General features: G+C 60.9%; 23 protein-coding genes. 18 read left to right on the plus strand and 5 right to left on the minus strand.

The features are described from left to right. Nucleotides 1-78: 78 nt before the first annotated feature. Nucleotides 79-984, minus strand: coding sequence for a LysR family transcriptional regulator (locus ACA055_RS17180; protein WP_497679734.1), 906 nt, complete (start codon nt 982-984; stop codon nt 79-81). A gap of 134 nt (nt 985-1118) precedes the next feature. On the opposite strand from ACA055_RS17180, the gene ACA055_RS17185 reads away from it, so the two are divergent. Then, nucleotides 1119-2558, plus strand: coding sequence for an MFS transporter (locus ACA055_RS17185; RefSeq protein ID WP_497679735.1), 1440 nt, complete (start codon nt 1119-1121; stop codon nt 2556-2558). A 142-nt stretch (nt 2559-2700) separates the two neighbouring features. After that, complete coding sequence (locus tag ACA055_RS17190) at nt 2701-3369, plus strand: glutathione S-transferase family protein (RefSeq protein WP_497679736.1); 669 nt, start codon at nt 2701-2703, stop codon at nt 3367-3369. Here ACA055_RS17190 and ACA055_RS17195 read toward each other — a convergent pair. After that, nucleotides 3341-4234, minus strand: coding sequence for an alpha/beta fold hydrolase (locus tag ACA055_RS17195; RefSeq protein WP_497679737.1), 894 nt, complete (start codon nt 4232-4234; stop codon nt 3341-3343). The genes ACA055_RS17190 and ACA055_RS17195 overlap by 29 nt on opposite strands. Nucleotides 4235-4627: 393 nt before the next feature. On the opposite strand from ACA055_RS17195, the gene ACA055_RS17200 reads away from it, so the two are divergent. From ACA055_RS17200 to ACA055_RS17230, 7 genes are all read left to right on the plus strand, one after another. Then, nucleotides 4628-5761 (plus strand): PAS domain-containing protein, encoded by a 1134-nt coding sequence (locus tag ACA055_RS17200; RefSeq protein ID WP_497679738.1) that lies wholly within the window; start codon nt 4628-4630, stop codon nt 5759-5761. Continuing rightward, nucleotides 5758-7191 carry a sigma-54 interaction domain-containing protein gene (locus ACA055_RS17205; RefSeq protein ID WP_497679739.1) on the plus strand — a complete coding sequence of 478 codons (1434 nt, stop codon included), beginning with the start codon at nt 5758-5760 and terminating at the stop codon, nt 7189-7191. The genes ACA055_RS17200 and ACA055_RS17205 overlap by 4 nt, the downstream gene beginning before the upstream one ends. Nucleotides 7192-7544: 353 nt before the next feature. Further along, nucleotides 7545-8147 carry a dimethylamine monooxygenase subunit DmmA family protein gene (locus tag ACA055_RS17210; RefSeq protein WP_497679740.1) on the plus strand — a complete coding sequence of 201 codons (603 nt, stop codon included), beginning with the start codon at nt 7545-7547 and terminating at the stop codon, nt 8145-8147. Then, nucleotides 8144-9112 carry a PDR/VanB family oxidoreductase gene (locus ACA055_RS17215; protein WP_497679741.1) on the plus strand — a complete coding sequence of 323 codons (969 nt, stop codon included), beginning with the start codon at nt 8144-8146 and terminating at the stop codon, nt 9110-9112. The genes ACA055_RS17210 and ACA055_RS17215 overlap by 4 nt, the downstream gene beginning before the upstream one ends. Nucleotides 9113-9131: 19 nt before the next feature. Then, nucleotides 9132-10172: a heme-dependent oxidative N-demethylase family protein gene (locus ACA055_RS17220; RefSeq protein ID WP_497679742.1), complete on the plus strand. Its 1041-nt coding sequence runs from the start codon at nt 9132-9134 to the stop codon at nt 10170-10172. Between the two features lie 213 nt (nt 10173-10385). After that, nucleotides 10386-11924 carry an APC family permease gene (locus tag ACA055_RS17225; protein WP_497679743.1) on the plus strand — a complete coding sequence of 513 codons (1539 nt, stop codon included), beginning with the start codon at nt 10386-10388 and terminating at the stop codon, nt 11922-11924. An 81-nt stretch (nt 11925-12005) separates the two neighbouring features. Further along, entirely contained in the window at nt 12006-13430 is a 1425-nt protein-coding gene (locus ACA055_RS17230) for a gamma-aminobutyraldehyde dehydrogenase (protein WP_497679744.1), read from the plus strand. A gap of 94 nt (nt 13431-13524) precedes the next feature. Here ACA055_RS17230 and ACA055_RS17235 read toward each other — a convergent pair whose 3' ends face one another. Then, nucleotides 13525-13761, minus strand: a complete 237-nt coding sequence (locus ACA055_RS17235) for a hypothetical protein (protein ID WP_497679745.1) — start codon at nt 13759-13761, stop codon at nt 13525-13527. A gap of 176 nt (nt 13762-13937) precedes the next feature. Here ACA055_RS17235 and ACA055_RS17240 point away from each other — a divergent pair, with 176 nt between their 5' ends. Next, entirely contained in the window at nt 13938-14735 is a 798-nt protein-coding gene (locus ACA055_RS17240) for an alpha/beta fold hydrolase (protein WP_497679746.1), read from the plus strand. 130 nt (nt 14736-14865) lie between these two features. Beyond that, nucleotides 14866-16629 (plus strand): L-lactate permease, encoded by a 1764-nt coding sequence (locus ACA055_RS17245; protein WP_497679747.1) that lies wholly within the window; start codon nt 14866-14868, stop codon nt 16627-16629. Between the two features lie 54 nt (nt 16630-16683). Here ACA055_RS17245 and glcC read toward each other — a convergent pair whose 3' ends face one another. Continuing rightward, on the minus strand, nt 16684-17451 hold the full coding sequence (glcC, locus tag ACA055_RS17250) for a transcriptional regulator GlcC (RefSeq protein ID WP_497679748.1): 768 nt from the start codon (nt 17449-17451) through the stop codon (nt 16684-16686). Nucleotides 17452-17685: 234 nt separating this feature from the next. On the opposite strand from glcC, the gene glcD reads away from it, so the two are divergent. The 6 genes from glcD to yghX all read left to right on the plus strand — a co-directional run bounded on the left by glcD (nt 17686) and on the right by yghX (nt 25293). Next, complete coding sequence (glcD, locus tag ACA055_RS17255; protein WP_497679749.1) at nt 17686-19185, plus strand: glycolate oxidase subunit GlcD; 1500 nt, start codon at nt 17686-17688, stop codon at nt 19183-19185. Beyond that, nucleotides 19185-20249 carry a glycolate oxidase subunit GlcE gene (glcE, locus tag ACA055_RS17260; protein WP_497679750.1) on the plus strand — a complete coding sequence of 355 codons (1065 nt, stop codon included), beginning with the start codon at nt 19185-19187 and terminating at the stop codon, nt 20247-20249. Before glcD ends, glcE begins: the two co-directional genes overlap by 1 nt. Before the next feature lie 3 nt (nt 20250-20252). After that, the gene (gene glcF / locus ACA055_RS17265; RefSeq protein ID WP_497679751.1) at nt 20253-21470 is read left to right on the plus strand and encodes a glycolate oxidase subunit GlcF; all 1218 of its coding nucleotides are present in this window, start codon (nt 20253-20255) and stop codon (nt 21468-21470) included. 20 nt (nt 21471-21490) lie between these two features. Next, nucleotides 21491-21892, plus strand: coding sequence for a heme-binding protein (locus tag ACA055_RS17270; protein ID WP_497679752.1), 402 nt, complete (start codon nt 21491-21493; stop codon nt 21890-21892). Nucleotides 21893-21945: 53 nt separating this feature from the next. Beyond that, nucleotides 21946-24126 (plus strand): malate synthase G, encoded by a 2181-nt coding sequence (locus ACA055_RS17275; protein ID WP_497679753.1) that lies wholly within the window; start codon nt 21946-21948, stop codon nt 24124-24126. Nucleotides 24127-24405: 279 nt separating this feature from the next. Beyond that, on the plus strand, nt 24406-25293 hold the full coding sequence (gene yghX / locus ACA055_RS17280) for a YghX family hydrolase (protein ID WP_497679754.1): 888 nt from the start codon (nt 24406-24408) through the stop codon (nt 25291-25293). On the opposite strand, the gene ACA055_RS17285 is transcribed toward yghX, so the two are convergent. Beyond that, nucleotides 25290-25694, minus strand: a complete 405-nt coding sequence (locus tag ACA055_RS17285; RefSeq protein WP_497679755.1) for a DUF1801 domain-containing protein — start codon at nt 25692-25694, stop codon at nt 25290-25292. The two genes, yghX and ACA055_RS17285, sit on opposite strands and share 4 nt — an antisense overlap. Nucleotides 25695-25822: 128 nt before the next feature. Here ACA055_RS17285 and ACA055_RS17290 point away from each other — a divergent pair, with 128 nt between their 5' ends. Then, the gene (locus ACA055_RS17290) at nt 25823-26494 is read left to right on the plus strand and encodes a GntR family transcriptional regulator (protein ID WP_497679756.1); all 672 of its coding nucleotides are present in this window, start codon (nt 25823-25825) and stop codon (nt 26492-26494) included. Nucleotides 26495-26589: the final 95 nt, after the last annotated feature.

Here is a 26589-nt window from a genome sequence, read left to right on the forward strand (position 1 = left end):
ATGCCAAAACCAGACTTAATCGTTACACCAACTTAAGACTTGCGTCATGATTTAACACTTACGATTGATATCAACTTGCTAGTCCACTGTTATCGATTGCGAACATATCTCACGAACACAACCACGTAACCAAGTATGAGCAGGATCGGCATTCAGCCGCGGATGCCACAACATCGCTACCGTGAACACTGGCAAGACTAACGGCAGCGCAAAGCTGTGCATGCCCTCTCGCAGGCTTGCGGTGTGCCGTTCCGGAACGCTGGCGATCAGGTCGGTGGCCCGGGCGAGTGACAGCGCGGTCGAGAAGCCGGCGACGATGGTCACGATCTGTCGCTCCAGTTCAAGCGCTTCAAGGGCTTCATCGATAGGCCCCTTGTCGAGTCCGCGCCGCGAGACGCTGATATGACCGCCCGCCGCATAACGGGCAGGCGTGATCTCGCCCTGGCTCAGGGGATGGCCCGCCCGCACGACGCCAATGAAGCGGTCGCGGAACAAAGCCTGAGTACGAACTTCCGGGCCGGCACTCTTTCCCACTACGCCGGTTTCCAGATCGACAGCCCCGTCACGCAGTGAAGTGCTGTCCTTGTCAGGTTTGTGCACGAAGCGCAGCCGCACCCCGGGGGCTTGCTCGGCGATGCGGGCAATCAGCGCCGCGGCGAAATTCTCCACAAAGCCTTCACTGGTGCGCAGGGTAAAGGTTCGCACCAGTTGGCTGAGATCGGGTTGCTCGGCAGGACGTAGAACCGCTTCTGCATCCTGCACCAATTGACTGACCCGCTCGCGCAATTCAAGCGCCCTGGGGGTGGGCACCAGGCCTCGACCGGCCCGGACCAGCAGCGGATCGCCCGTGGTTTCCCGCAATCGCGCCAACGCCCGGCTCATCGCCGACGGGCTCAGCCGCAAGCGTTTGGCGGCACGCGCCACGCTGCCTTCGGCGAGCAGCACATCAAGGGTGATCAGCAGGTTCAGATCGGGAGTGGACATGCTGCGCTCCGCGCAATTGGGATAGGGCGTTAAACACACGAATAAAGTGCAACTGGTGCGTCTTCCGCCATGTTAGGCGTGAGCGTAGATTTCTGACAGCTCCACTTCGAGAGTTGCCAGAAAAGAGGAACAGGATGAAACCGACCATTGCAGCAGCAACCCGCGCGCAACCGAACTCTTCGGTCCGGTGGGCGTTGGCCAGTCTTTCGCTTTCGATGCTGCTGTCGTCGCTGGGCACCAGCATTGCCAATGTGGGTTTGCCGACGCTGGCGGAAGTGTTCAACGCCTCCTTTCAGGAGGTGCAGTGGATCGTCCTCGCTTACCTTCTCGCCATCACCACGCTGATCGTCAGTGTCGGCAGACTCGGCGACATCACGGGTCGTCGACGGTTGCTGCTGATCGGTATCGGCCTGTTCACCGCCGCCTCGGCCCTGTGCGGTTTCTCGCCTTCGCTCTCATGGCTGATAGCCGCCCGGGCGCTGCAAGGGCTCGGTGCGGCGATCATGATGGCGCTGACCATGGCGTTTGTCGGCGAGACCGTTGCAAAAGCAAAAACCGGCAGTGCCATGGGTTTGCTGGGGACGATGTCGGCGATTGGCACTGCGATGGGACCGTCCCTCGGCGGCCTGCTGATCGCCGGGTTCGGCTGGCAGGCGATCTTCCTGATCACCGTGCCACTGGGCCTTGTGACGTTGTTGCTCGCGCATCGCTACTTGCCCGCTGATCGCCAGAAACCCAAGGCGGATCGCGCCGGGTTCGATTCGCTGGGTACGTTACTGCTGGCACTGACACTTGCCGCGTATGCCCTCGCCATGACCCTTGGGCGAGGCAGTTTCGGGGCGCTCAATATCGCCCTGCTGATGGCGGCTTTCCTGGGCCTGGGTCTTTTCCTGATGGCTGAGGCGAGAGTCGCCTCACCGTTGATCCGCCTGGCGATGTACCGCGATCCGGTGCTAAGCGGCAGCCTCGCCATGAGCACGCTCGTCGCGACGGTGATGATGGCGACGCTTGTGGTCGGCCCCTTCTATCTCTCGCAAGCACTTGGGCTGGATGCCGTCAGCGTGGGACTGGTCCTGTCGGTCGGGCCGCTGGTCGCGGCGCTGACGGGTGTGCCGGCAGGCCGCATCGCCGACCGCTTCGGCGCCCGGCGCATGACCCTTGCGGGCCTCATCGCCATGGCGAGCGGCTGCCTCACACTTTCGATGTTGCCGCAGACATTTGGCATCGGTGGCTACATCGCGCCCATGGTCGTCATCACCCTCGGCTATGCCCTCTTCCAGACCGCCAACAACACGGCCGTCATGAGCGACATTGCGCCAGACCAGCGCGGCGTGATCTCCGGCATGCTCAATTTGTCGCGCAACCTGGGGCTCATCACCGGTGCATCCGCATTGGGCGCCGTGTTCGCCCTCGCCTCGGCGACGGACATCAATACAGCGCACCCCGCCGCCGTGGCCTTCGGCATGCGGACGACCTTCGCCGTGGCGCTGGTGCTGATTGTCGTAGGGCTGGCCATTGCGTTGGGGAGTCGGGTTATGGCGATGCGCCGTTTGGTTTCTGAAGACGCAGCATGAACTGGAAAACCTTTCGCCATCGCTTCAATTCTGGGTGGTGTGGACCGCCCGTAACCCTGCAGAAAGGGATCTCTCAGCCTTCGCTATTCTTGATAAACATCGGGGTAAGCGGCGCTGCACACCTGCGCCAAGGAGCTGAACCATGTCGCTGACGCTTTACTACCATCCGCTGGCGTCGTTCTGTCACAAAGTGCTGATCGCGCTTTACGAACACGGAATCGAATTTGAAAGGAGGATCATCGACCTCGGGAGCGAGGCCGACCGAGCAGAGCTGCAAGCGCTATGGCCAATGTGCAAATTCCCGGTCCTCCACGATCAGGCACGCCAGCGCACCTTGCCGGAGTCCACTGTCATCATCGAGTATCTGGACCGGTTGTACGCAGGTCCGAACCACCTGATTCCAGAGGATTGGGATAGCGCGCTGGAGGTGCGTCTGTGGGACCGTTTTTTCGACCACTACGTCCAGGGGCCGCTACAACAGATTGTCAGTGATCGCCTGCGCGGGGCGAACGGCGATTTGACCCGAGAACGCTCCACGTTGCTGACGGCGTACGGCATGCTCGAACACCGGATGGCCTCCCGCATCTGGGTCGCCGGTCCGGATTTCAGCATGGCCGATTGCGCCGCCGCGCCGGCACTGTTCTATGCCAGCACACTGCAACCGTTTCCCGACGACCACCGCCACTTGAGCGCCTGGTTCGACAGGTTGACGCAACGACCGTCATTTCGTCGGGTCATCGACGAAGCCAGACCCTACTTTTCTCTTTATCCGTTCGTAGAGGCTATCCCTGAGCGCTTTCGCCAAACCTGAAGGCGCTAGTCCCTTGCATAGGCCGATCGGATTGCCGGCTGTCCGCCTGCAGAAAGCCAAGCAAAGCCTGCTGGGTGTCGTGCCAGGCCGCCGGAGTTTCCATATCGAGGAAGTGCCCCGCGTTATTGATGGTCTGAAACCGGGCCTGAGGGGCATGGTTGGCAAACAGCCGGGCGTCTTCCACCGAGGTGTACTCGTCCCATTCGCCGTTGACGAACAGCAACGGAATGTCGATGGCTTCGGCACATGTGACGTAGCAATGGGTGTCCTCAGTCAGCACCTCGTTGACGTGAAAATGCATCTGCCGGTATTCGTGCTCGGCCAGGCTTCTGATATGGCGATCGTTAAAGCGTTTGAACAGCGATGGCAGGTGCTTGCCGATCGTGCTGTTGATCAAGCGCCCGACTTTGAGGCGATCGCAGGCGTCGAGGACGTTCAGGCCGCTTTCCAGATACTCGCGCATCGGCGTACTGATCCGCGCTGCGAACGAATAAATCACCGCCTTCTCGATTCGTCGCGGCCGCTGAGCCAGAGCCACCAAGGCCGCCGCTCCTCCCCAGGAAAAGGACAGCACATGGTGCACGCAAAAGTGCTCGATCAACTCCAGCAGGATCTGCGCCTCGTCTTCCTTTCGGATCGGTTGGCCGTGGAGGTTGTGTTGTTTCGATTGCCCGGCGTAGGGCTGGTCGTAGAGCACCACGTTGAATTGCGGTTGCAGGTAACGCACCGTTTGGGCAAATGAGGCGGTGGTCGCCAGCGAACCGTTGACCAGAATGATGGTTTTGTCAGCCGTGGGGTTGAGGTAGTGCTCGGTATAAACTTTGTAGGTGTTGCAAATCTCGACGATGGCAGCTTTCGGCATCATGTCATCTTCTTCCTTGAACCAATTGGACTTAATCGCACAGCAAGAGGGACGTCCGGATGGTTCCCCTGACCAGTGAGTCACTGACTGACCAGCGGTTCAGAGTTAAGCAGGGATTTGCCGGTCTGCAAGCCTGCAAACGAGAAAGGAGCGTCTAGCTCCGCCCTTTCATCGGGTCACTGATCGGATAAAATCAGCCTCTTCCCGGGATAGCGTTACCCTCCCCTCATGCGCTGCATAAATGCACAGTTCGCTGCAATATCGCAGCACTCGAACATTCAGCACGCCTTGAACCCCCATGTTCTCCGGCGTGTGAGTTGGCATGCGATATGCCCCTTTACTTAGAGCCTGGGTTTGAGCCAGGTCCCCCTAAGCCAAAATCGAGCCGATCGACCGATGGATATCCTGAATTTGCTGGCCACCAAAGCCCAGCCCCTTTCCAGCACCGCGAGTGCCGACGGGCAACTCGTCAGCCTGTCCGCCAGCCTCAGTGATCAATTGGGTTATGCGCCTGAAGAGCTGCTGCATCAGCCGATCGAACGCATCTACAGCGTCGAGTCGGTGCGGGTGTTGCAATCGTTGTTTGCCAACCCGCCCGCCGACGAGCAAATCCACAGCCTGGAGCTGAACCTGATTCGCCACAACGGCGGCCTTTTGCAGGTGGTCGCCTGTGGCGTGCTGGAGTGGCGTTCGGTGCAACCGGCGCGTCTGCATCTGCTGAAAATTCCGCTCGGCGCGTTGGGACATCGACTGCGGGAGATGCACAACGCCAATGAGGTGATGAGCCAGATGCTGCAGAGCGCCAAGGTCGCGTACTGGTGCATCGAGTTTGCCGAGGCGGTGGACATCAACAATTCCCCGGACGAAATCGTCCGCCAGGTGTTCGAAAACGACTCCCACTGGCGTCTGTGCAACCGTGCCATGGCCGACGTCTATGAGATGCCTTCGGACGTGGATTTCAACCAGCAGCCGGTACGCCTTTACTGGCCGCGCAGCCCTGCCAACGAAGAGTTCGTGCGACGCCTGATCGAAGCCGGGTTCCACGTCGATTGCGCGCTCTCGGTGGACCGTCGTCACGATGGCTCGCCGGCCTATGTGGAAAATGATGTGCGCGCGACCATCGTCAATGGGCACTTGTTGCGGATGTGGGGCAGCATTCGCGACGTCAGTCAGGAGCTGCGCATGCAGCACGACGCGGAGCAGCGCATCGATGCCTTGCGCCGGGTCTTCGACGCGGTGCCGGATGCGGTGCTGGTGATCGATGAACACCTGCAACCGCAATGGCGCAACGCAGCGTTTGAAGAGACCTTCGGCATCACCAATGGCGCCGGGATTGCCCGTCTATTGATCGATAACGCGATGCCCGAACGCACCTGGCATAGCCTGCCCCTGCCCGATCTGAGCGGACGCGACCTGAATTTCAATGTGCACTGCTCGCGCATCCTGATTCGCGAAGGCGTGGCCTGGCGGGTCGCGGTGTTTCGTGAAAGCCGTCAGGGCGTGCGCCGCGCCGAAGAGTTGCACCCATGAAAGACAAGAACCTGCCGCCTACCTTGCAGATGGGTATGCGCTCTTCAGTCAATGTCAGCAGCGAGGTGCTCGGTGGGTTGCTGGAAACACCGGCGCTGCACGCCTTGCTCGACAGCTTCAGCGAAGCGCTGATCGTGACGGACGGTGAAGGCCGGGTGCGATTTCTCAACCTGGCCGCCGAGCGCGTCAACCGATTGTCCAAACAGCAAGCCATCGGGCTGTCGAACAGTGAGTTTTTCCAACGCTCGGCGCTGAATTACGACGACTTGCAGGCCGCGCTGAATCGCGGCGGCAACAGCGCCTTGACGCGCTCGCGGGAAGGTCGGGTTCTGCTCAGCAGCACCCACGCCATCCCCACCGGTGCTTACGAAAAACCGTTCATGATGCTGACCCAGAAAGACTTCGACGCCAGCACCCCGCAGCGTCGGGCTTCGCTGAGCAGCCGGCCGGTCGAACCGCAAGGCCTGCGCGATCCCCAAGACAACGCCCTGCACTTGTCACCGCAACTGTCGAGCATCGCCGACACCGGCGTGCGCGCGTTCCGCCGCCGTGCGCGGTTGTTGCTGCTGGGTGAACCCGGCGTGGGCAAGACCGCCATTGCACGTCACATTCACCGTGCCGCCGGTTGGGGCGATCGCCCGTTTATTCACGTCAACTGCGGGAGCATTCCGGAGAGTCTGTTCGAGTCGGAGATGTTCGGCTACGAGCGCGGGGCTTTTACCGGCGCGTTGCAGGGTGGCAAGCAAGGCTATATCGAGGCGGCTTCGGGCGGGACGTTGTTCCTCGACGAGATCGGCGAAATCCCCCTGCATGTGCAGGCCAAGCTGTTGAAGTTCCTTGAGGACAGCACCATCCAGTCGGTGGGCTCGCCGCTGAGCAAGACGGTCCAGGTGCAGGTCATTGCGGCCACCAACAAGGACCTGCGGCATCTGGTGAGCACCGGGGAGTTTCGCGCCGATCTCTACTATCGCCTGGCGGTCCTGCCGGTGGAAATTCCGCCGCTGCGCCAGCACCGGGGCGACTTGCCGTTTCTCATCGACATCCTGCTGAGCCGCATCAACGGTGATCGCGAACCGTCGCTGAGCCTGTCCGCCGGTTGCCGTAAGCGGCTGATGAGCTATGACTTCCCGGGCAATATCCGCGAGCTGGTGAATATCTTCGAACGGCTGGCGGTCCTCGCCGACGATGAAGCGCAGGAGCATCATCTGCCGGCCGAACTGCTTGAGCCGACGCGCCCTCAGGAGCATCTGCCCTCCTCCATCGCGGATGATGAACAGCAAGATTCGGAGCAGAACCTCAAGCTTCAGGTCCAGCATTTCGAACGCCAGGTCATCCTCCGCGCCGTGCACCTGTGTGGCAGCAAACGCAAGGCTGCCCAGCATCTGGGCATCGACATTGGGACGCTGATTCGCAAGCTTCAGCGGGACTGAATCCCCTACGCTGCCGGGTCAGCCAAAGTGCAGTCTCTGTGGGAGCGGGCTTGCTCGCGAATACAATTTTTCATTCAACATTGATGTCGACTGACACACCGCCTTCGCGAGCAAGCCCGCTCCCACAGGGATTGTGCCCGCCCCCTCGATTTGCAAGAAGCGCTGCAAAAATGCCTACAGCCCTGGTTATTTTTGCCTGTTCACCACGCCCACACTCAAACAAAACCCTTTAGTTTCATGCAGTTATGTTTCTGGCACGACCTGTGCTCCTGCTACTTGCAACCCTCATCGTGGGTCTTCGCATCTAGGCCGGCTTTCATCAGCTGAGCCGGTAGCCAGGAGGAATAATAAGAATGTTGATTACCGGGATCAAAAGCCGACCGGTCTATGACCGGTTGCAACCGCTGCCGGGAGGTATCCGGCACATCATTGCCGGTCAAGGCAGCGGCGGTCGCGCCATGTTGCGCTTGTTGGGCGAGATGGCCGGGCTGGATCGACCAATCACCCTGCTGTACTCCCAGGAGTCTTTTTCCGGCCAGGATTTCCTCGCCGAATTACAGCAGCACCCTGAGCATCCACTGCACGTACATGCGACCAACCAGGCATTGATCGACGAGCTGAAAAAACTGCTCGGCGAGGCGCGCATGGGCACCCGGCTGTACCTCGCCGGTTCGGAGAGTTTCCTGGGCAGCGCCATGCAAGTGGCCACGCATTACGACCTCAACCGCGACGAAGTGCTGCGCGAGCATTCCGGCACGCTGGTGCGCCGCGTCTGGTGCGTGCACTGCGACACCTACACCGAAAACGTCACCCAACGTGTTTATGACTGCCCCGGTTGCGGCGTGACGCTGGTGGTGCGCGATCACTATTCCCGGCGACTGGCGGCCTTTCAGGCGGTCAAGGCCGATGCCGAAGTGCCGGGTGAATTACCGCAAGCCGAGGAGCTCGACACATGAGCCAGAACAACGGGACTTTGAATCTGCGAGTGGCCCGAATCGAATCGGTGACCCCGGAAATCAAGCGCTTCACCCTGGTGTCACCGACCGGTGCGCACCTGCCGGCGTTCTCCGGCGGAAGTCATGTCGTGGTGCTGATCGCCAACGAACACAACACCTTGCGCAACCCTTACTCGCTGCTGAGTTCGCCCTACGACACCAGCAGTTATCAGATTGCCGTGCGCCGGGTGGACAGCGGTCGTGGCGGCTCGATAGCGCTGCACGACAACGTCGGTGAAGGCGATCTGATCGAGGTCACGCCGCCGGTCAACCTGTTTCCGCTGATCAAGCAGGCGCGCTTGCACCTGTTCATCGCCGGCGGTGTCGGGATCACGCCGGTGATTTCCCAGCTGGAAGAGTTGCGCCTGAGCAAGGTGCCCTTCGAACTGCATTACGCGGTGCGCGGCGAGGACCATGCGCGACTCGGCAAGGAACTGCAGGCCACCTACGGCGAGCAGGTCCATGTGTATCGCAAGGGCGTCGAATCGCGCATGGACATCGGCCAAATCCTCGCCGACCGCCCGCTCGGCAGCCACGTGTATGTGTGCGGCCCGGACAGCATGATCGACGCCACGCTGGCCTGCGCCCGAGACCTCGGCTGGACCGATAGCCATGTGCATTTCGAACGGTTCCTTGAGCAAAGCAGCGGCGGCGAAGCCTTCAGTTTCACCCTCGGTCGCAGCGGCGCAACCATCGAGGTTTCGCCCGACCAGACCATGCTCGAAGCGGTGGAAGCCGCCGGCTACACCATGCCCTACCTGTGTCGCGGCGGCGCCTGTGGCCATTGCGAAACCGAAGTACTGGAACTCGACGGCGAACTGCTGCACAGCGATGACTGGCTGTCCGACGAAGACAAAACCAGCCGCAAGAAAATCATGCCCTGCGTATCCCGCGCCAAGTGCAATCGCCTGGTCATTGACCTCTGATCGACGGAGAAAAATAACAATGAATATCAAATTCAATCCCGACGAAACCTATCGCGACGACTACACCTTCGCCAACAGCCCGGAAACCATCGCCCGCGCGCCCTTCCCGTTCCCCGATGACGACTACATGTACTCGATGAACCTCGAGCCCCATGTGTCAGTGGGCGATGGTGCGTTTCGCGCCGCGTTCGATATCGACGAGCACTACATCAGCGAGTGCCGGGACCGCGCCATCACCCTGGAGAAAGATCCGGGCATGCACTACGTCTCGGCGCCGCACATGATGGAGGCGCAATGGGATTTGCTGGAATTGATCATGGAGTCCTACGCCCGGGACTATCCGCAGTACTTCAGCCTGGCGCGTGAAGGTCGGCAATGGCACTGGACCAATCGTCTGCTGGACATCGACGACCACTTCACTTTCGGTGACCCTACCACCCTGCCCTACGAGCCGATGGAGTACGTGACCCGTCAGGCCCAGGGTGACTGGGTATTGCAGGAAGAGCGCGACGGCACGCTGTACTGGGGCGCCGGGATTGCCACCCAGCGCGCCGATTACTCGCTGCGTTTCAACCTCGGCATGAGCTGGGAAGAATTCCACGGCCCGGTGCCGCTGGTGAAAGAAATCGGCATGCTCGACCGTGCGCTGAAGTTCCTGTTGCGCTTGCGCACCGGCCATCCGGTGCGGCGCCTGAACTGGTCGCTGACCGTCAACCCGCGCCTCGAAGTCTCGGCCGAAAGCCTGCCGGAATGGGCACCGGATCGCACCATCGTGACCGCGCAAAACGCCGGCAAGCTGATTTACCTGCGCATCGAGTTGCAACCGCTGCATCGCCTGCCGCGCAGCAACGCCATTGTCTTCCCGATTCGCACCTACCTGCTCAGCCTCGAAGACATCGCCACCAACCCGGCCTGGGCGCGACGCATGCATCGGGTATTGCGCGATTTGAACCAGCAACTGGTCGACTACAAAGGCTTCAGTCGTTATCGCGATGCTGCGGTGGAATGGCTTTCGCAGTACGACGATGGGCGTGATGCCGAGACCAAGAAACAGGCATAGAAAATGTGAGCACTGCGCCCCTGTGGGAGCGGGCTTGCTCGCGAAGAAGCCATCACATTCAACATTTGTGTTGGCTGACACACCGCTTTCGCGAACAAGCCCACTCCCACATAGGGTTGGCGGTGAACGTACTAACAATAAGCTCGACACGAGCATCGGCGGGCCAACCCGCCAGCACTGCAATCCAACTGCCATTGATAATGAGGAAATAAAATGAGTGGCTCATCCAATACGCGTGCAAGCGCCAGCGCCGATCAGGACGCGGAACAACTCCGCGCCCTCGGTTACAGCTCGGATTTCAATCGAAGCATGAGCCTGTGGGAGAACTTCTCCCTGGGCTTTACCTACCTGTCGCCGGTGGTCGGCGTCTACACCTTGTTCGGTTTGTGCCTGGCCGCTGGCGGCCCGCCGATGTTCTGGTCCTATTTGCTGATCGGCGCCGGGCAACTGTTGGTGTGCCTGATCTTCGGTGAAATCGTTTCGCAGTTCCCGATTTCCGGTGGTGTCTATCCGTGGGCGCGTCGTCTGGTGGGCAAGCGCTGGGCGTGGATGGTCGGCTGGGTGTATGCGTGGGCCTTGTGCGCCACCATTGCCGGTGTTGCAGTAGGTGCGGGGCCGTATCTGGCGATCATGCTGGGCTTCAATCCCGGTCCCGAAGCCAATATCTATATCGCCCTGACGATCATCCTGCTCTCGACCTGCCTCAATCTGGTGGGCACCAAACTGCTGGCGCGGGTGGCGATGTTCGGCTTTCTCTGCGAGCTGGTCGGGGCGATTCTCGTCGGCGGCTACCTGCTGATCTTCGAGCGTCATCAGCCGTTCAGCGTGCTGTTCGATACCTTTAACCTTGAAGTCAACGGCTCGTATTTGCCGGCGTTCCTCGCCGCGTCCCTGGCCGGTCTGTTCCAGTACTACGGTTTCGAGGCCTGCGGCGATGTCGCCGAAGAAACCCCGAACCCGGGCAAGCGCATTCCCAAAGCCATGCGCATGACCATTTACATTGGTGGTGCGGCGGCGATGTTCGCCTGCCTGGCGCTGATCCTCTCGGTGCCGGACATGGCCAAGGTCCTGGCCGGTGAAGACACTGACCCGGTGGCTACCATCCTGGCCAACGCGTTCGGCCCGGTCGGTTCGCGGCTGGTGATGGCGGTGGTGATGGTGTCCTTCATCTCTTGCGTATTGAGTCTGCAGGCCGCAGCCAGCCGTCTGTTGTTCGCCTATGCCCGGGACGAAATGATCGTCGGCAGCTCGTTGCTCAAGCGCCTGTCGGCCAACCATGTGCCGTCGTTCGCGCTGCTGATCAGCGGGCTGGTACCGGGAGCGATTGTCTGCCTCGGGATGTTCATGGCCGATGCCGTGGCGACCATCGTCGGCTTCGCGGCGATTGGCATCTACGTTGCGTTCCAGTTGATTGTCATCGCGGCATTGATCGCCCGCGCCAAGGGCTGGCGCCCGAACGGGCAATTCACCCTCGGTGCCTGGGGCCTGTGGGTGAACCTGGCCGCGCTGGTCTACGGCCTGTGCGCCATCGTCAACATGGTCTGGCCGCGTTCTCCGGATGCGCCGTGGTACATCAACTATTCGATGATCCTGACCACCCTGGTGGTGATGGGCGCCGGCGTTGTTTACATGCTGCTGGGCAAACCCTACGACAAAGGCACGGCTCCTTCGGGCGATGCGTGGAAGTTTTCCAAACCGGTTGCCACGCCTGCTGATCTGGCCGGTGCGTCGGTAAACAGATCGACAATCTGACAACTCATTTTCACTGTGGAAACCGAGTCAATGTGGGAGCGGTTTCCATAGAAGAACAATAGCTTCGAAGAGGACAATGCCATGCAAACCAAACTCTTGATCAACGGCCAACTCGTGGACGGTGAAGGTCTGAGCCAACCTGTATTCAATCCTTCACTGGGCCGGGTGCTGATAGAAATCAACGAAGCCAGTGAAGCCCAGGTCGACGCCGCCGTGCGCGCCGCCGATGCCGCGTTCGATAGCTGGTCGCAAACCCCGCCGAAAGAACGCTCGCTGCTGCTGCTCAAACTCGCCGACGCCATCGAAGCCCATGGCGAAGAGCTGGCCAAACTGGAATCGGACAACTGCGGCAAACCCTACAGCGCCGCGCTGAACGACGAGATTCCGGCGATTGCCGACGTGTTCCGCTTCTTCGCCGGCGCCAGCCGTTGCATGAGCGGTTCGGCGGGCGGTGAATACCTGCCCGGCCATACCTCGATGATCCGCCGCGACCCGGTGGGCGTGATCGCCTCCATCGCGCCGTGGAACTACCCGCTGATGATGGTCGCCTGGAAAATCGCCCCGGCCCTGGCCGCGGGTAATACCGTGGTGCTCAAGCCGTCGGAACAAACCCCGCTGACCGCGCTGCGCCTGGCCGAACTGGCGTCGGAAATCTTCCCGGCCGGCGTACTCAACCTGGTGTTCGGTCGGGGTCCTACCGTGGGCAGCCCGCTGGTCACCCACCCGAAAGTGCGCATGGTGTCGTTGACCGGTTCGATCGCCACTGGCGCAAACATCATTTCCAGCACCGCCGACAGCGTCAAACGCATGCACATGGAGTTGGGCGGCAAGGCGCCGGTGATCATCTTCGACGACGCGGATATCGACGCCGCGGTGGAAGGCATCCGCACCTTCGGTTTCTACAACGCCGGCCAGGACTGCACCGCCGCCTGCCGCATCTATGCCCAGGAAGGCATCTACGAGAAATTTGTCGAGAAGCTCGGCGCAGCGGTCAGCAGCATCAAGTACGGGTTGCAGGATGATCCAGCGACCGAACTCGGGCCGCTGATCACCGCGCAACACCGCGACCGCGTGGCCGGGTTTGTCGAACGCGCCGTGGCACAGCCGCACATTCGCTTGATCACTGGCGGCAAGGCGGTGGACGGCAATGGTTTCTTCTTCGAACCGACGGTGCTGGCGGACGCGCAACAGGATGACGAGATCGTCCGTCGCGAAGTGTTCGGGCCGGTGGTGTCAGTGACCAAGTTCACCGACGAAGCGCAAGTGCTGGGTTGGGCCAACGATTCAAACTATGGCCTGGCGTCGTCGGTTTGGACCTCGGATGTCGGCCGCGCCCATCGCCTGTCGGCGCGGTTGCAGTACGGCTGCACCTGGGTGAACACGCACTTCATGCTGGTCAGCGAAATGCCCCATGGCGGTCAGAAACTGTCCGGGTACGGGAAAGACATGTCGATGTACGGGCTGGAGGACTACACCGTGGTGCGGCATGTGATGTTCAAGCATTAAAAGCTTCGCGAGCAAGCCCGCTCCCACAGGTGACCGCATTCCTCTGTGGGAGCGGGCTTGCTCGCGAATGGCCGCGCCGCCAACTCTAAAGTCTTTACAATGTTCTCTGGCTGTTACCAATGCCTTTGGCGATATCAATCCCCCAATCCAGCGCAGCTTCCATGTCCAGCATATGCGGTCTTGGATTGTGGTCCTCATCGATGACCGAGCCGTCCGGCCGGTAAACACCGATGAACATCCCCAGCGAACCATCCCTCAATATCTCGGCTTTTACCTCGATCTTGCATCCATTCGACAGCGTTTCCGTGTGGACCATATGGCGTTCAGTCATTGCCGTACTCCTCTCGTCGTTGATACCCGAGTCGTGTCTGCATCTATTGTCATGCTAGCTCAGCGGAGAATTCCCCATCCCCACAGAAAATCCGGTCGTCCGAATCTGGTAAGTGTCGGCGATGCCTGTGTTGCAAAATGCCCATCGTCACCCGTTACGCATCCCAGGAGGCGAACATGGAGTCTGTCGAACCCTTTTTCCGCGACGCCGGCGCGGGTCCGGGGGTCGTCTGTTTTCACGCCAACGCGAGTAACTCGGCACAGTGGAGGGGCTTGCAGGAACTGCTGGCCGCCAGATTTCGAGTGCTGGCGCTCGATTCCTTTGGCGCCGGCAAGAGCTCGGCATGGCCCGCCAATCGGGTTATCACGCTCAGCGACGAAGCAGCCTTCGCAGAGCCCGTTCTCGCCAGGGCGGACCAATCGTTGGTGCTGGTCGGCCATTCTTATGGCGCCGCGGTGGCATTGATGGCTGCGCTCCTGAACCCCAAGCGAGTGCGCGCCCTCGCCCTGTATGAACCGACCTTGTTTGCGCTGCTGGACGCCGAAACGCCGCCCCCCAATGAGGCGGACGGTATTCGCCAGGCCGTGGCCCAGGCCGGGCTCGCCCTAGATGCCAACGACCCGGACACCGCGGCCGAACGCTTCATTGACTATTGGATGGGTGCCGGCGCCTGGGAGCAGACACCGGAACAACGCAAACCCTCCATCCGTGCCGCCATAGTCAACGTTCAGGGCTGGGGCCACGCATTGTTCACCGAGCCGACGCCCCTGCATGCGTTTCGCTCACTTGAGGTCCCGGTGCTCTACATGGTGGGCGCAAAGTCACCAGTGTCTTCCCTCGGCGTGGCGCGGCTGCTGACCCGTACGCTGCCGAACGTCGAAGTTGTTACGTTCGAAGAACTCGGCCATATGGGGCCGGTCACGCATCCGGAGCAGGTCAACCGGGTCATCGCGCAATTCGTCGAGCAAAGCTGAGCCGGGGGGCCTGCGAGGGCCCATTTCACTGCAAATGAATCTGCCGAGACAGCGGCGTAATGCCACCTATACTACAAGCCACCTTTCCCCCGGGGTCTGCATTCCCAACAATAAAAAGCAGAGGTGGAACATGATCTGGCAGCAAATCTACGATCCGTTCAATAACGCGGTGCTTTCAACCCTCATGGCGGCGGTGCCGGTCGTGGTGATGCTGGCGGCCCTGGCGTTTTTCCATATCAAGGCGCATCTGGCGGCACTGCTTGCCCTGGCCTCGGCGCTAGTGATTGCGATCTTCGCCTTCGACATGCCTGCCGACATGGCCGGCTCCGCCGCGCTCTACGGCGCCGCCAATGGTTTGCTGCCGATTGGCTGGATTGTACTCAACATCATTTTCCTCCACCGACTGACCACCGAGAACGGCTCGTTCAAGGTTCTGCAGGATTCGCTGGCGCGGGTGACCGACGACCGACGCCTGCAATTGCTGCTGATTGCCTTCTGCTTCGGGGCTTTCTTCGAAGGCGCCGCCGGTTTTGGTACGCCGGTGGCGGTGACCGGGGCGATTCTGATCGGGCTGGGCTTCTCGCCGCTGGCCGCGTCCGGCCTGGCGTTGATCGCCAACACCGCACCCGTGGCATTCGGTGCCCTGGGCACGCCCATCATTACCCTGGCCAAAGTCACCGGGCTGGATGAAATGGAGCTGTCGATGATGGTCGGCCGGCAATTGCCGTTTTTCTCGGTGATCGTGCCGTTCTGGTTGATCTGGGCCTTTGCCGGTTGGCGCAAGATGCTGGAAATCTGGCCAGCCATCCTGGTCGCCGGGGTCAGTTTCGCCATCCCGCAATTCATCGTGTCCAACTATCACGGGCCGATGTTGGTGGACGTGATCGCTGCACTGATTTCCATGGCCTGCCTGACCGGCTTCATCAAGGTCTGGAAACCGGCCACCATCCATACCTCCGCGGCCCTGTCCGGGCGCGTCGACAACTCCAAAATCGCCGAAGAGCATGACGAGAAACCCGTGGCCAGCGCGGCGTTTGCCAGCGATGCCAAACCTGCGGTGATGCGCGCCTGGATGCCGTGGATCATCCTCACGGTCTTCGTCTTCGCCTGGGGCACCCAGAGCTTCAAAAACCTGTTCGATACCCGCCCGGCGATGGATCCGGTCACCAACTCGGCCAAACTCGACCCTACGGGCAAGCCGATGCGCGAAGCGAACCCGATCTTTGCCCCGACCCTGACCTTCACCACCATTCACCAACAGATCGAGAAAGTCCCACCGGTGGTGCCTACCGCTAAAACCGAGGAAGCGATCTACAAGTTCAACTGGTTCACCAGCACCGGTAGCGGCATCCTGCTGTCGGCAATCCTCGGCGGCTTGCTGATGGGCTATTCGATTCCGCAACTGATCCACCAGTACCTGCGAACGATCTGGGTCGTGCGCTACTCGCTGATCACGATCGTGGCCATGCTCGCCCTCGGTTTCCTCACACGCTATTCAGGACTGGACGCCACCATGGGCCTGGCCTTCGCCGCGACGGGCATCTTCTACCCCATGTTCGGCACCCTGCTCGGCTGGCTCGGCGTCGCGTTGACCGGCTCGGACACGGCGTCTAACGTGCTGTTCGGCGGCTTGCAACGGGTCACCGCCGAACAACTGGGGCTCAGCCCGGTATTGATGGCCGCCGCCAACAGCTCCGGCGGGGTCATGGGCAAGATGGTCGACGCCCAGTCCATCGTGGTGGCCTCCACCGCCACGCGCTGGTACGGCCATGAAGGGGAAATCCTGCGTTACGTGTTCTTCCACTCCATCATCCTGGCGATTCTGGTCGGTGGCCTGGTGACGTTGCAGGCGTATGTGTCGCCGTTCAGCCTGATGGTTGTGGGCGGGAAATAATCGGGGCAAAGCTGTGCGCCATGTCCGGGTTCAATGCCCGGGCATGGCCAGGCTTTACGCCCACCCCTCAAGCCGCAACGTGGCTCGCACCAATCGCTGTTCTTCGCCTTCGATTTCCTTGAGGTTTTCGCAAATGCTCTGGATATGCGCGATGGCCGCCTTGCGCGCCTGCTCCGGCATGCGACCGGTCACGGCGTTGTAGAGCCGTGCGTGGTGGCGGTCGATCTGGCGTTTTTGCGTTTCGCGGTGGTAGAGATTGTTGACCGAGGCGAACACCGTGCTCAACAGCAAATCCGTCAGCGAGCGCAAGGTCTGCACCAGCACCGGGTTATGCGAGGCCTCGCAGATTGCCAAGTGAAACGCATGATCGAGCCGGGCATGGGCGGACGCGTCCAGCGAACGGCTGTGGGCGTCGAGCAACGCCTCATAGGCGCGGGTGATCAGGACAAAATCGGCGTCCGTGCCACGCAGGGCTGCCAGGCGCGCGGACTCGCCTTCGAGCAGGCTGCGGACTTCGAACAAATCGTAGAGCGTGCGTGGCTGCGAGCTGAACAAATGCATCAGCGGTGACGCGGCACCGTGGCCCGACAGGTCGGCAACGAATGACCCTTTGCCTTGCTCCGTCTTGATAATCCCCCGCGCACGCAACAGCTTCAGCCCCTCGCGCAGGGCGGTGCGGGATACACCGAGTTTTTCAGTCAGGCGGCGCTCCGATGGCAGCAGTTGCCCGGTCTTGAGCACCCCATCCACGATCAGCCGCTCAATGCGCTCGCAGACCACGTCGGCAACTTGCGGATTACGGCCCGTTTCTACGTTGTCCATTCGAACCTCCAACTGGTACGACCAGTTTCAACACCAGAATCAAGCACGCCCAATTAATAACTTAACTATTTGTTTTAACTAATCTTTTTAAACCTATAAAAAATAAAACGATTAAAAAACTGGTTCGACCAGTCAAACAACGCATAGACAGTAGATCGCCTCGGGCCAATCATGCAAGTGAGCAATATCCGGATTACACACCTCTAATAAAAACACCCGGAGTGTCGTGCACCGATGAACATTCTCTACGATGAACGCGTCGATGGCGTTCTGCCCGACGTCGACAAAAGCGCCCTGTTGCAGGCCCTGCAAACGCAGATGCCTGAGCTGGAAATCCTGTATCAGCCGGAAGAGCTCAGACCGTACGAATGCGACGGCCTGTCGGCGTATCGCACCACGCCCATGCTGGTGGTGCTGCCGCGTCACATCGAGCAGGTCCAGGGCGTGCTGCGGGTCTGCCATGAGCGGCATGTGCCGGTGGTCGCTCGTGGTGCCGGCACTGGTTTGTCCGGCGGCGCCTTGCCGCTGGAGAAAGGCGTGCTGCTGGTGATGGCGCGCTTCAACAACATTCTGCACATCGACCCCGCCGCCCGCACCGCGCGGGTTCAGCCGGGGGTGCGCAACCTGGCGATTTCCCAGGCTGCCGCGCCGTTTGGCTTGTATTACGCGCCGGACCCTTCTTCCCAAATTGCCTGCTCGATCGGTGGCAACGTCGCTGAAAACGCCGGTGGCGTGCACTGCCTCAAATACGGTCTGACCGTGCACAACTTGCTCAAGGTCGACATCCTGACCGTCGACGGCGAGCACCTGGCGCTGGGTTCCCAGGCACTCGATTCCCCCGGCTTCGACCTGCTGGCGTTGTTCACCGGGTCCGAAGGCATGCTCGGGGTGATCACCGAGGTCACGGTCAAACTGCTGCCCAAACCGCAAACCGCCAAAGTGCTGCTGGCAGCGTTCGATTCCGTCGAAAAAGCGGGTCGCGCGGTTGGTGACATTATTGCCGCCGGCATCATCCCAGGCGGCCTGGAGATGATGGACAACCTGGCAATCCGTGCCGCCGAAGATTTTATCCACGCAGGCTATCCGGTCGATGCCGAAGCCATTTTGCTGTGCGAACTCGATGGCGTTGAAGCCGACGTCCACGATGATTGCGACCGCGTGCGCCAGGTGCTGGAACAGGCCGGCGCCACCGAAGTGCGCCTGGCCAAGGATGAAGCCGAACGCGTGCGCTTCTGGGCTGGACGCAAAAACGCCTTTCCCGCAGTGGGCCGCCTCTCGCCGGACTATTACTGCATGGACGGGACGATCCCGCGCCGGGAACTGCCCGGTGTGTTGCAGGCGATCGCGGCGTTATCGACCGAATACGACCTGCGGGTGGCCAACGTTTTCCACGCTGGGGACGGCAACATGCATCCGCTGATTCTGTTCGATGCCAATCAACCCGGTGAGCTCGATCGCGCCGAAGCCCTGGGCGGCAAGATTCTCGAATTGTGCGTAAAAGTCGGCGGCAGCATCACCGGTGAACACGGCGTGGGTCGCGAGAAGATCAATCAGATGTGCGCGCAGTTCAACAGCGATGAGCTGACCGTGTTCCATGCCGTCAAAGCCGCGTTCGATCCGAGCGGTCTGCTCAACCCCGGCAAGAACATTCCGACGCTGCACCGCTGCGCCGAGTTTGGCGCCATGCACGTTCACATGGGTCAGATGCCCTTCCCTGAACTGGAGCGTTTTTGATGCGCAGTGAACACGATATCGACGACAGCGGCACGCTGCTGGAGCAGGTCAACCAGGCGCTGCAAAACGCCACGCCGCTGCGCATCCAGGGCTCCAACAGCAAGTCGTTTCTGGGACGCATCGTGGCGGGTGAAGTACTCGACACGCGCTCGCACCGGGGCATCGTCAGCTATGACCCGACCGAACTGGTGATCACCGTCCGTTGTGGCACGCCGTTGGCGCAATTGGCTGAAGTGCTGGACGCATCGCAGCAGATGCTGCCCTGCGAACCGCCCTCATTCGGTGACGGCGCCACGGTAGGCGGCATGATTGCTTGCGGATTGTCCGGGCCGCGGCGCCCGTGGTCAGGGTCGGTGCGCGATTTCGTTCTCGGGACGCGAGTCATCACCGGACAGGGCAAGCATCTGCGCTTCGGCGGCGAGGTGATGAAGAACGTCGCCGGCTACGATCTGTCGCGCTTGATGGTGGGCAGTTATGGCTCGCTGGGCGTGGTGACCGAGGTGTCGCTCAAAGTCCTGCCCAAACCGCGTCAAGCCTTAAGCATCAGCCTGGAGATGGACAGCGATCGCGCGTTGCTGCGCCTGGCGGAATGGGGGCAGCAACCGCTGCCGATCAGCGCCGCGTGCCACGATGGCGAGCGCCTGCACCTGCGGCTTGAGGGTGGCGAAGGTTCGGTGGCGGCGGCCCATGAGCGGCTGGGCGGCGAGCTGCTGGAGGCTTCGTACTGGCAAGACCTGAACGAACACCGCTTGAGTTTCTTCGATGAGGATCAACCGCTTTGGCGCCTGTCTTTGCCGAATCACACGCCGCGATTGTCCTTGCCCGGTCGGCAACTGATCGACTGGGGCGGTGCCCAGCGCTGGCTCAAATCCAACGCGGAAGCGGCGTTCATTCGTAAGGTCGTCGAAGAGGTCGGCGGGCATGTGACCTGTTACAGCCACGGCCTGATCAACAACCCCTTCCAACCGCTGCCCGCTGCTCTGATGCACTACCACCGGAACCTGAAGCAACAACTCGATCCACGGGGCATCTTCAACCCCGGTCGCCTGTACGCGGAGCTTTGACCCATGCAGACCACCTTGAGTGAACAAGCCCGTCAACTGCCCCGCGCCGAAGAAGCCGAAAGCATTCTGCGCACTTGCGTGCACTGCGGATTCTGCAATGCCACCTGCCCGACCTATCAATTGCTCGGCGATGAACTGGATGGCCCGAGGGGGCGCATCTACCTGATCAAGCAAGTGCTGGAAGGCAACGAAGTCACCCAGAAAACCCAGCAACACCTGGATCGCTGCCTGTCTTGCCGCAATTGCGAAACCACTTGCCCGTCCGGCGTCGACTATCACAACTTGCTGGACATCGGCCGAGCGGTGGTTGATGCCGCGGTGCCGCGCCCACTCGGCCAGCGGATGCTGCGTGAAGGGCTGCGCTCGGTCGTGCCCAATCCCGGGCTGTTCAAAGGGCTGGTCAGCAGCGGTCAAGTGTTCCGCGCCTTGCTGCCTAACACGCTGCAAGTCAAATTGCCGCGCAACGTTTATCCGGCGAAGCCACGACCGACCACCCGCCATACCCGGCAAGTGCTGATGCTCGAAGGCTGTGTGCAACCGAGCCTGTCGCCCAATACCAACGCGGCCGCCGCGCGCGTTCTGGATCGACTGGGGATCAGCGTCACCCCGACTCGCGAGGCCGGTTGCTGCGGTGCTGTGGATTATCACCTGGATGCTCAGGCGGCCGGCCTCGATCGCGCCCGCCGCAACATCGATGCGTGGTGGCCAAGCATTGAAAACGGAGCCGAAGCCATCGTGCAAACCGCCAGCGGTTGCGGGGCTTTCATCAAAGACTATGGGCACTTGCTCAGCACCGATCCGGCCTATGCCGACAAGGCGAAAAAGGTCAGCGCGCTGGCCCGGGATCTGGTTGAAGTGCTGCGCGACGAGCCGCTGGACAAACTCGGCGTACAGAGCTGCCAGCGTCTGGCGTTTCACTGCCCCTGCACCTTGCAACACGCGCAAAAACTCGGCGGCGCGGTTGAAGCGGTGTTGACCAGCCTGGGCTTCAACCTCACGTCCGTTCCCGACAGCCACCTGTGCTGCGGCTCGGCGGGCACCTATTCGCTGACCCAACCCGAACTGTCCCGGCAACTGCGCGACAACAAGTTGAACGCGCTGGAAAGCGGGCATCCCGAAGTCATTGCCACGGCCAATATCGGCTGTCAGTCCCACCTCGACGGTGCGGGCCGAACCCCTGTCAGGCACTGGATCGAACTGGTCGAAGCCGCCTTGCCTTAATCGAACCCTGGAGAATCCCCATGAAAACCAAAGCCGTACTGAGCCAGACCGAAGTCAGCCAGATCCTCGCCGCCGCGCGCACCGAAGCGCAGAACAACCAGTGGGCCGTGACCATCGTGGTTGTCGACGACGGCGGCCATCCCCTGGCCCTTGAACGCCTCGACGGTTGCGCCCCGATTGGCGCCTACATCGCCACTGAAAAGGCACGCACGTCGGCCTTAGGTCGACGTGAGTCCAAGGGCTATGAAGAGATGGTCAACGGTGGACGCCACGCGTTTCTTTCGGCGCCATTGCTGACCTCCCTTGAAGGTGGCGTGCCGATCGTCGTCGATGGCCAGGTGATCGGCGCAGTCGGCGTGTCCGGGGTCAAAGCCGAGCAGGATGCACAAGTGGCCAAGGCCGGCGCGCAATGCCTGAAATGAACTGAACGTAACGCTGTCAGCGCTCGATAAACACCGTGTGATGGAGATACAAAGTGACCGATTTCGTTAACTGCCATGGCCTCCAGGTCGCGCCTGTCCTGCAACATTTCGTTGACGTGGACGTGTTGCCGGGCACCGGACTGGACCCGCAAACCTTCTGGGGTGGTTTCGCTGCCCTGGTGCATGAACTGGCGCCGATAAACCGCGCCCTGCTGGCTGAGCGCGATCGCCTGCAAACCGAACTGGACACCTGGCACCGCGCCCACCCGGGGCCGGTGACCGACATGCCGGCGTATCGCGAGTTCCTGAGCGGGATCGCTTACCTGCAACCACAACCGGCCGACGTCAAGGTCAGCACCGGCAATGTCGATTCGGAAATCAGTGTGCAGGCCGGACCGCAATTGGTCGTCCCGGCAGTCAACGCCCGTTACGCGCTCAACGCTGCCAATGCGCGTTGGGGCTCGCTGTACGACGCGCTCTACGGCACCGACGTGATCCCCCATGACGATGGCGCCGAACCGGGCCGCGCTTACAATCCGCTGCGCGGCGCAAAAGTCATCGCGTTTGCGCGAGCGTTTCTGGATCAGGCGTTTCCCTTGAGCGGCGGTTCACACTCGACAGCGTCCCGTTACCAGATTGAAAACGGAGCCCTGCAAGTCACCTTGAAAGACGGCAGCCAGACCGGCTTGTCGAACGCCGCTCAGTTCATTGGCTATCAAGGCTCGGTCACAGATCCCAAAGCGATCCTGCTGAAGAACAACGATCTGCACGTGGAGATCCAGATTGACCGCCAAAGCGTAATCGGCCAATCCGACGACGCCGGCGTCAAGGACCTGCTGATTGAAGCAGCCCTCTCCACCATCATCGACTGCGAAGACTCGGTGGCGGCGGTGGATGCCGATGACAAGGTGCAGGTGTACCGCAACTGGCTGGGTTTGATGAAGGGCGACCTGAAAGAAGACCTGGAGAAAAACGGCAAGACCCTCACCCGACGCCTCAACCCGGACCGCGAGTACACCGCCGCCGATGGCACGTCACTGACGCTGCACGGGCGTTCGTTGCTGTTCATCCGCAACGTCGGCCATCTGATGACCTGCCCGGCCATTCTCGACAACAGCGGACTGGAAATTCCGGAAGGTATTCTTGATGGTGTGATCACCAGTCTGATTGCCCTGCATGACCTGCAACGCCGCGGCAACTCGCGAACCGGCAGCGTCTACATCGTCAAACCGAAAATGCACGGCCCTGCCGAAGTGGCGTTTGCCGAGCAGCTGTTCAGCCGCATTGAAGACCTGCTCAAGCTCGAACGTCATACCCTGAAAATGGGCATCATGGACGAGGAACGGCGCACCAGCGTCAACCTCAAGGCCTGCATCGCGGCGGCGTCTTCGCGGGTTGCGTTCATCAACACCGGCTTCCTGGATCGCACCGGCGACGAGATGCACACCGCCATGGCAGCGGGCGCGATGCTGCGCAAGGGCGACATGAAAGGCACGCCTTGGATCGAAGCCTATGAACTCAATAACGTGCTGGTCGGCCTGGACTGCAACCTGCGCGGACGGGCGCAGATCGGCAAAGGCATGTGGGCCATGCCGGACCGCATGGCCGATATGCTGCAACAGAAAATCGCCCACCCGAAAGCAGGCGCGAACACCGCGTGGGTCCCCTCGCCGACCGCCGCTACCCTGCACGCGCTGCATTACCACCAGGTCAACGTGCGCTCGGTGCAAGAGTCCCTTGAGCGCACCAATTTCAATGACGTCAGCCAGACGCTACTGGATGGCTTGCTCCGCGTACCCGTCGTGAGCGACAAGCCATGGTCGGCGGAAGAAATTCGTCAGGAAGTCGAAAACAATGCCCAGGGTTTGCTCGGCTACGTGGTGCGCTGGGTCGAACAAGGCATCGGCTGCTCGAAAGTGCCGGACATCCATAACGTGGGCCTGATGGAAGATCGTGCGACCTTGCGCATCTCCAGCCAACACATGGCTAACTGGCTGCAGCACGGGGTGATCACCAAGGACCAGACAATCGAAATGTTGCAGCGCATGGCGCGGGTGGTCGATGAGCAAAACGCTGGCGATCCGGGGTACACGCCAATGGCCGCTGACTTTGAGCAGTCGGTGGCCTTTCAAGCGGCGTGTGCGCTGGTGTTCGAGGGTTGCGCACAACCCAATGGCTATACCGAGCCGTTGCTGCATAAATTTCGGCGGGCGTATAAGCAGTCGAGGACATAAGACGTAAATAGAAGCTTGCCCGCAAGGACGCAGATCCAATGTGGGAGCGGGCTTGCTCGCGAAGACGGTGGTACATCTTTTATTGATGCGACTGATACACCGCTTACACCGCTTACACCGCTTTCGCGAGCAAGCCCGCTCCCACAGGGAACGCGTTTCATTGGGTGATGATAGTGGCAGCCTCAAGCCTCTTTTTTTTGTAAGCAGCTACTCTCGTTAGGTATCGCTCCCGCCATCGCACCGGCAGAGCACTCGACCCGCCCAAGAGGAAGCGCACCGATGACCCGCCTCACTGCGAAAGACTTTGCCCCGGAACTGCTCGAACTGTACGACTACTACGCCCACGGCAAGATCAACCGGCGGGAGTTTCTCGACCGTGCGGCGTTGTTCACGCTGGGTGGTTTGACCGCCGGTGCCCTGCTCGCCGCCCTGAGTCCGAACTATGCGCTGGCCGAGCAAATTGAGTTTACTGACCCGGACATCATTCCCGAATACATCACCTACCCCTCACCCAAAGGCAACGGGCAGGTGCGTGGTTATCTAGTGCGCCCGGCGAAAGCCACCGGCAAGGTGCCGGCCGTGGTGGTGGTGCATGAAAACCGCGGGCTCAATCCTTACATCGAGGATGTGGCCCGGCGGGTGGCCAAAGCGGGCTTTATTGCCCTCGCCCCCGATGGCCTGACCTCGGTAGGTGGTTATCCCGGCAACGATGACAAAGGTCGAGAGCTGCAAGCGAAGGTCGATCCGGAAAAGCTCATGAATGACTTTTTCGCCGCCATCGAGTGGCTGATGAAACATGACGCGACCACCGGAAAAGTCGGCATCACCGGGTTCTGCTACGGCGGTGGCGTCGCCAATGCCGCGGCGGTGGCTTATCCGGAATTGGCGGCGGCCGTGTCCTTTTACGGACGCCAACCCGAGGCAAAAGATGTTGCCCGCATCAAGGCGCCGGTCATGATTCATTACGGCGAACTGGATACGCGCATCAACGAGGGATGGCCGGCCTATGAGAAAGCGTTGAAGGCGGCAGGTACCACGTACGAGGCCTACATCTACCCCGGCGCGAACCATGGCTTCCATAACGACTCCACCCCTCGATACGATGATGCGGCGGCCAGGCTTGCCTGGGACCGGACCTTGGAGTGGTTTAAACGCTATCTTGTTTAACGTCGAACATTGAGCGCCACGGCGGCACGAATGAGCGCCTTCAACGCGTCTTCATCAATCGTGTCGCCCTCGTGCCAATCGATGGCTCGTCGGGTGTTGCCTTCGAGGCTGGCGTTGAACAAACCTGAAGGGTCCTCCAGCGACGCGCCCTTGGCGAAGGTCATCTTCACCGCCTGTTTGTACGTCTCGCCGGTGCAGATGATGCCGCCGTGGGACCACACCGGAACCCCTCTCCACTTCAATTCCTCGACCACGTCGGGGTCGGCCTGCTTGATCAGCGTTCGCAGACGGGCAAGCCTCTCGCCACGCCAATCACTCAACGCCTTGATCTTTGCATCGATCAGTTCAGAGGCAGAGCCTTGCGCCGTTTCTTCCGTTGAGCCGGTCGTTTCCTTCTTCATGTTGGTTCTCGCCTCCTTCGTGATAGCGGTCAGCCACTTCATGGTAGTTGCCGCTCACCTGCCTGCGTAGCCATGGTCGAAGCAAATTCGTATACCATATCTACAACTCAATCCGAACGATCGCCGCCGTGACCCTACCCAAATTCAATGCTCCAGACCTTGGCAATGCGCCTTCGACTTCGGAAATCATTACCCGTCACCTGCGTGACGCCATCGTCGCCGGGCATTTCGCCGAGGACGAGCCGATTCGCCAGGACGACATCGCCCGCCAGTTCAACGTCAGCAAGATTCCCGTGCGCGAAGCCCTCAAGCGCCTGGAGGCCGAAGGCCTGGTGATGTTTCAGCGTAATCGCGGGGCGATGGTCACGCGGGTGTCCGATGCGGAACTGGCGCAAATGTTCGAAGTGCGCATGTTGCTCGAAGACAAGGTGCTGCGCCTGGCCATTCCCAACATGACCGAAGAAACCTTCGCGCGCGCCGAACGCATCTGCCAGGAGTTCATTGGCGAAGATGATGTAGGGCGCTGGGCCGAGCTCAACTGGGAACTCCACGCCTGCCTCTACGAACCGGCGCAACGACCGTTTCTGGTCAGCCTGATCCGCTCGGTCAACGATAAGCTGGAGCGCTACTTGCGCATGCAGATGAGCCTCTCGGCTGGCAAGGATCGCGCCGATCACGAACACCGGGAAATCCTTGCAGCCTGTCGCGCCGGCGACGTGGACCTCGCGGTTAAGCTGCTCGACGAGCACATTGCCGGCGTCTGCAAGACCTTGTTCGAGCACCTGCCCCACAGCCACTGACCGTTCGCCGCACTGTGCCGATTTCGTCATCGGCACTGGTTAAAACCCTCAAGCCGGCAAGCCCTCGCACAGGCCACTCTTTCGTTCACTCATCT

The sequence above is a fragment of the Pseudomonas sp. LBUM1657 genome, assembly GCF_059716075.1.

Coding starts and splice junctions, on each gene's coding strand:
- ACA055_RS17220 (WP_497679742.1), top strand. CDS start 9,132: ATGAATATCAAATTCAATCCCGACGAAACCTATCGCGACGACTACACC.
- glcE (WP_497679750.1), top strand. CDS start 19,185: ATGCGCAGTGAACACGATATCGACGACAGCGGCACGCTGCTGGAGCAG.
- ACA055_RS17240 (WP_497679746.1), top strand. CDS start 13,938: ATGGAGTCTGTCGAACCCTTTTTCCGCGACGCCGGCGCGGGTCCGGGG.
- ACA055_RS17205 (WP_497679739.1), top strand. CDS start 5,758: ATGAAAGACAAGAACCTGCCGCCTACCTTGCAGATGGGTATGCGCTCT.
- ACA055_RS17285 (WP_497679755.1), bottom strand. CDS start 25,694: ATGAAGAAGGAAACGACCGGCTCAACGGAAGAAACGGCGCAAGGCTCT.
- ACA055_RS17235 (WP_497679745.1), bottom strand. CDS start 13,761: ATGACTGAACGCCATATGGTCCACACGGAAACGCTGTCGAATGGATGC.
- yghX (WP_497679754.1), top strand. CDS start 24,406: ATGACCCGCCTCACTGCGAAAGACTTTGCCCCGGAACTGCTCGAACTG.
- ACA055_RS17270 (WP_497679752.1), top strand. CDS start 21,491: ATGAAAACCAAAGCCGTACTGAGCCAGACCGAAGTCAGCCAGATCCTC.
- ACA055_RS17225 (WP_497679743.1), top strand. CDS start 10,386: ATGAGTGGCTCATCCAATACGCGTGCAAGCGCCAGCGCCGATCAGGAC.
- ACA055_RS17185 (WP_497679735.1), top strand. CDS start 1,119: ATGAAACCGACCATTGCAGCAGCAACCCGCGCGCAACCGAACTCTTCG.
- ACA055_RS17215 (WP_497679741.1), top strand. CDS start 8,144: ATGAGCCAGAACAACGGGACTTTGAATCTGCGAGTGGCCCGAATCGAA.
- glcC (WP_497679748.1), bottom strand. CDS start 17,451: ATGGACAACGTAGAAACGGGCCGTAATCCGCAAGTTGCCGACGTGGTC.
- ACA055_RS17190 (WP_497679736.1), top strand. CDS start 2,701: ATGTCGCTGACGCTTTACTACCATCCGCTGGCGTCGTTCTGTCACAAA.
- glcD (WP_497679749.1), top strand. CDS start 17,686: ATGAACATTCTCTACGATGAACGCGTCGATGGCGTTCTGCCCGACGTC.
- glcF (WP_497679751.1), top strand. CDS start 20,253: ATGCAGACCACCTTGAGTGAACAAGCCCGTCAACTGCCCCGCGCCGAA.
- ACA055_RS17245 (WP_497679747.1), top strand. CDS start 14,866: ATGATCTGGCAGCAAATCTACGATCCGTTCAATAACGCGGTGCTTTCA.
- ACA055_RS17230 (WP_497679744.1), top strand. CDS start 12,006: ATGCAAACCAAACTCTTGATCAACGGCCAACTCGTGGACGGTGAAGGT.
- ACA055_RS17210 (WP_497679740.1), top strand. CDS start 7,545: ATGTTGATTACCGGGATCAAAAGCCGACCGGTCTATGACCGGTTGCAA.
- ACA055_RS17180 (WP_497679734.1), bottom strand. CDS start 984: ATGTCCACTCCCGATCTGAACCTGCTGATCACCCTTGATGTGCTGCTC.
- ACA055_RS17195 (WP_497679737.1), bottom strand. CDS start 4,234: ATGATGCCGAAAGCTGCCATCGTCGAGATTTGCAACACCTACAAAGTT.
- ACA055_RS17200 (WP_497679738.1), top strand. CDS start 4,628: ATGGATATCCTGAATTTGCTGGCCACCAAAGCCCAGCCCCTTTCCAGC.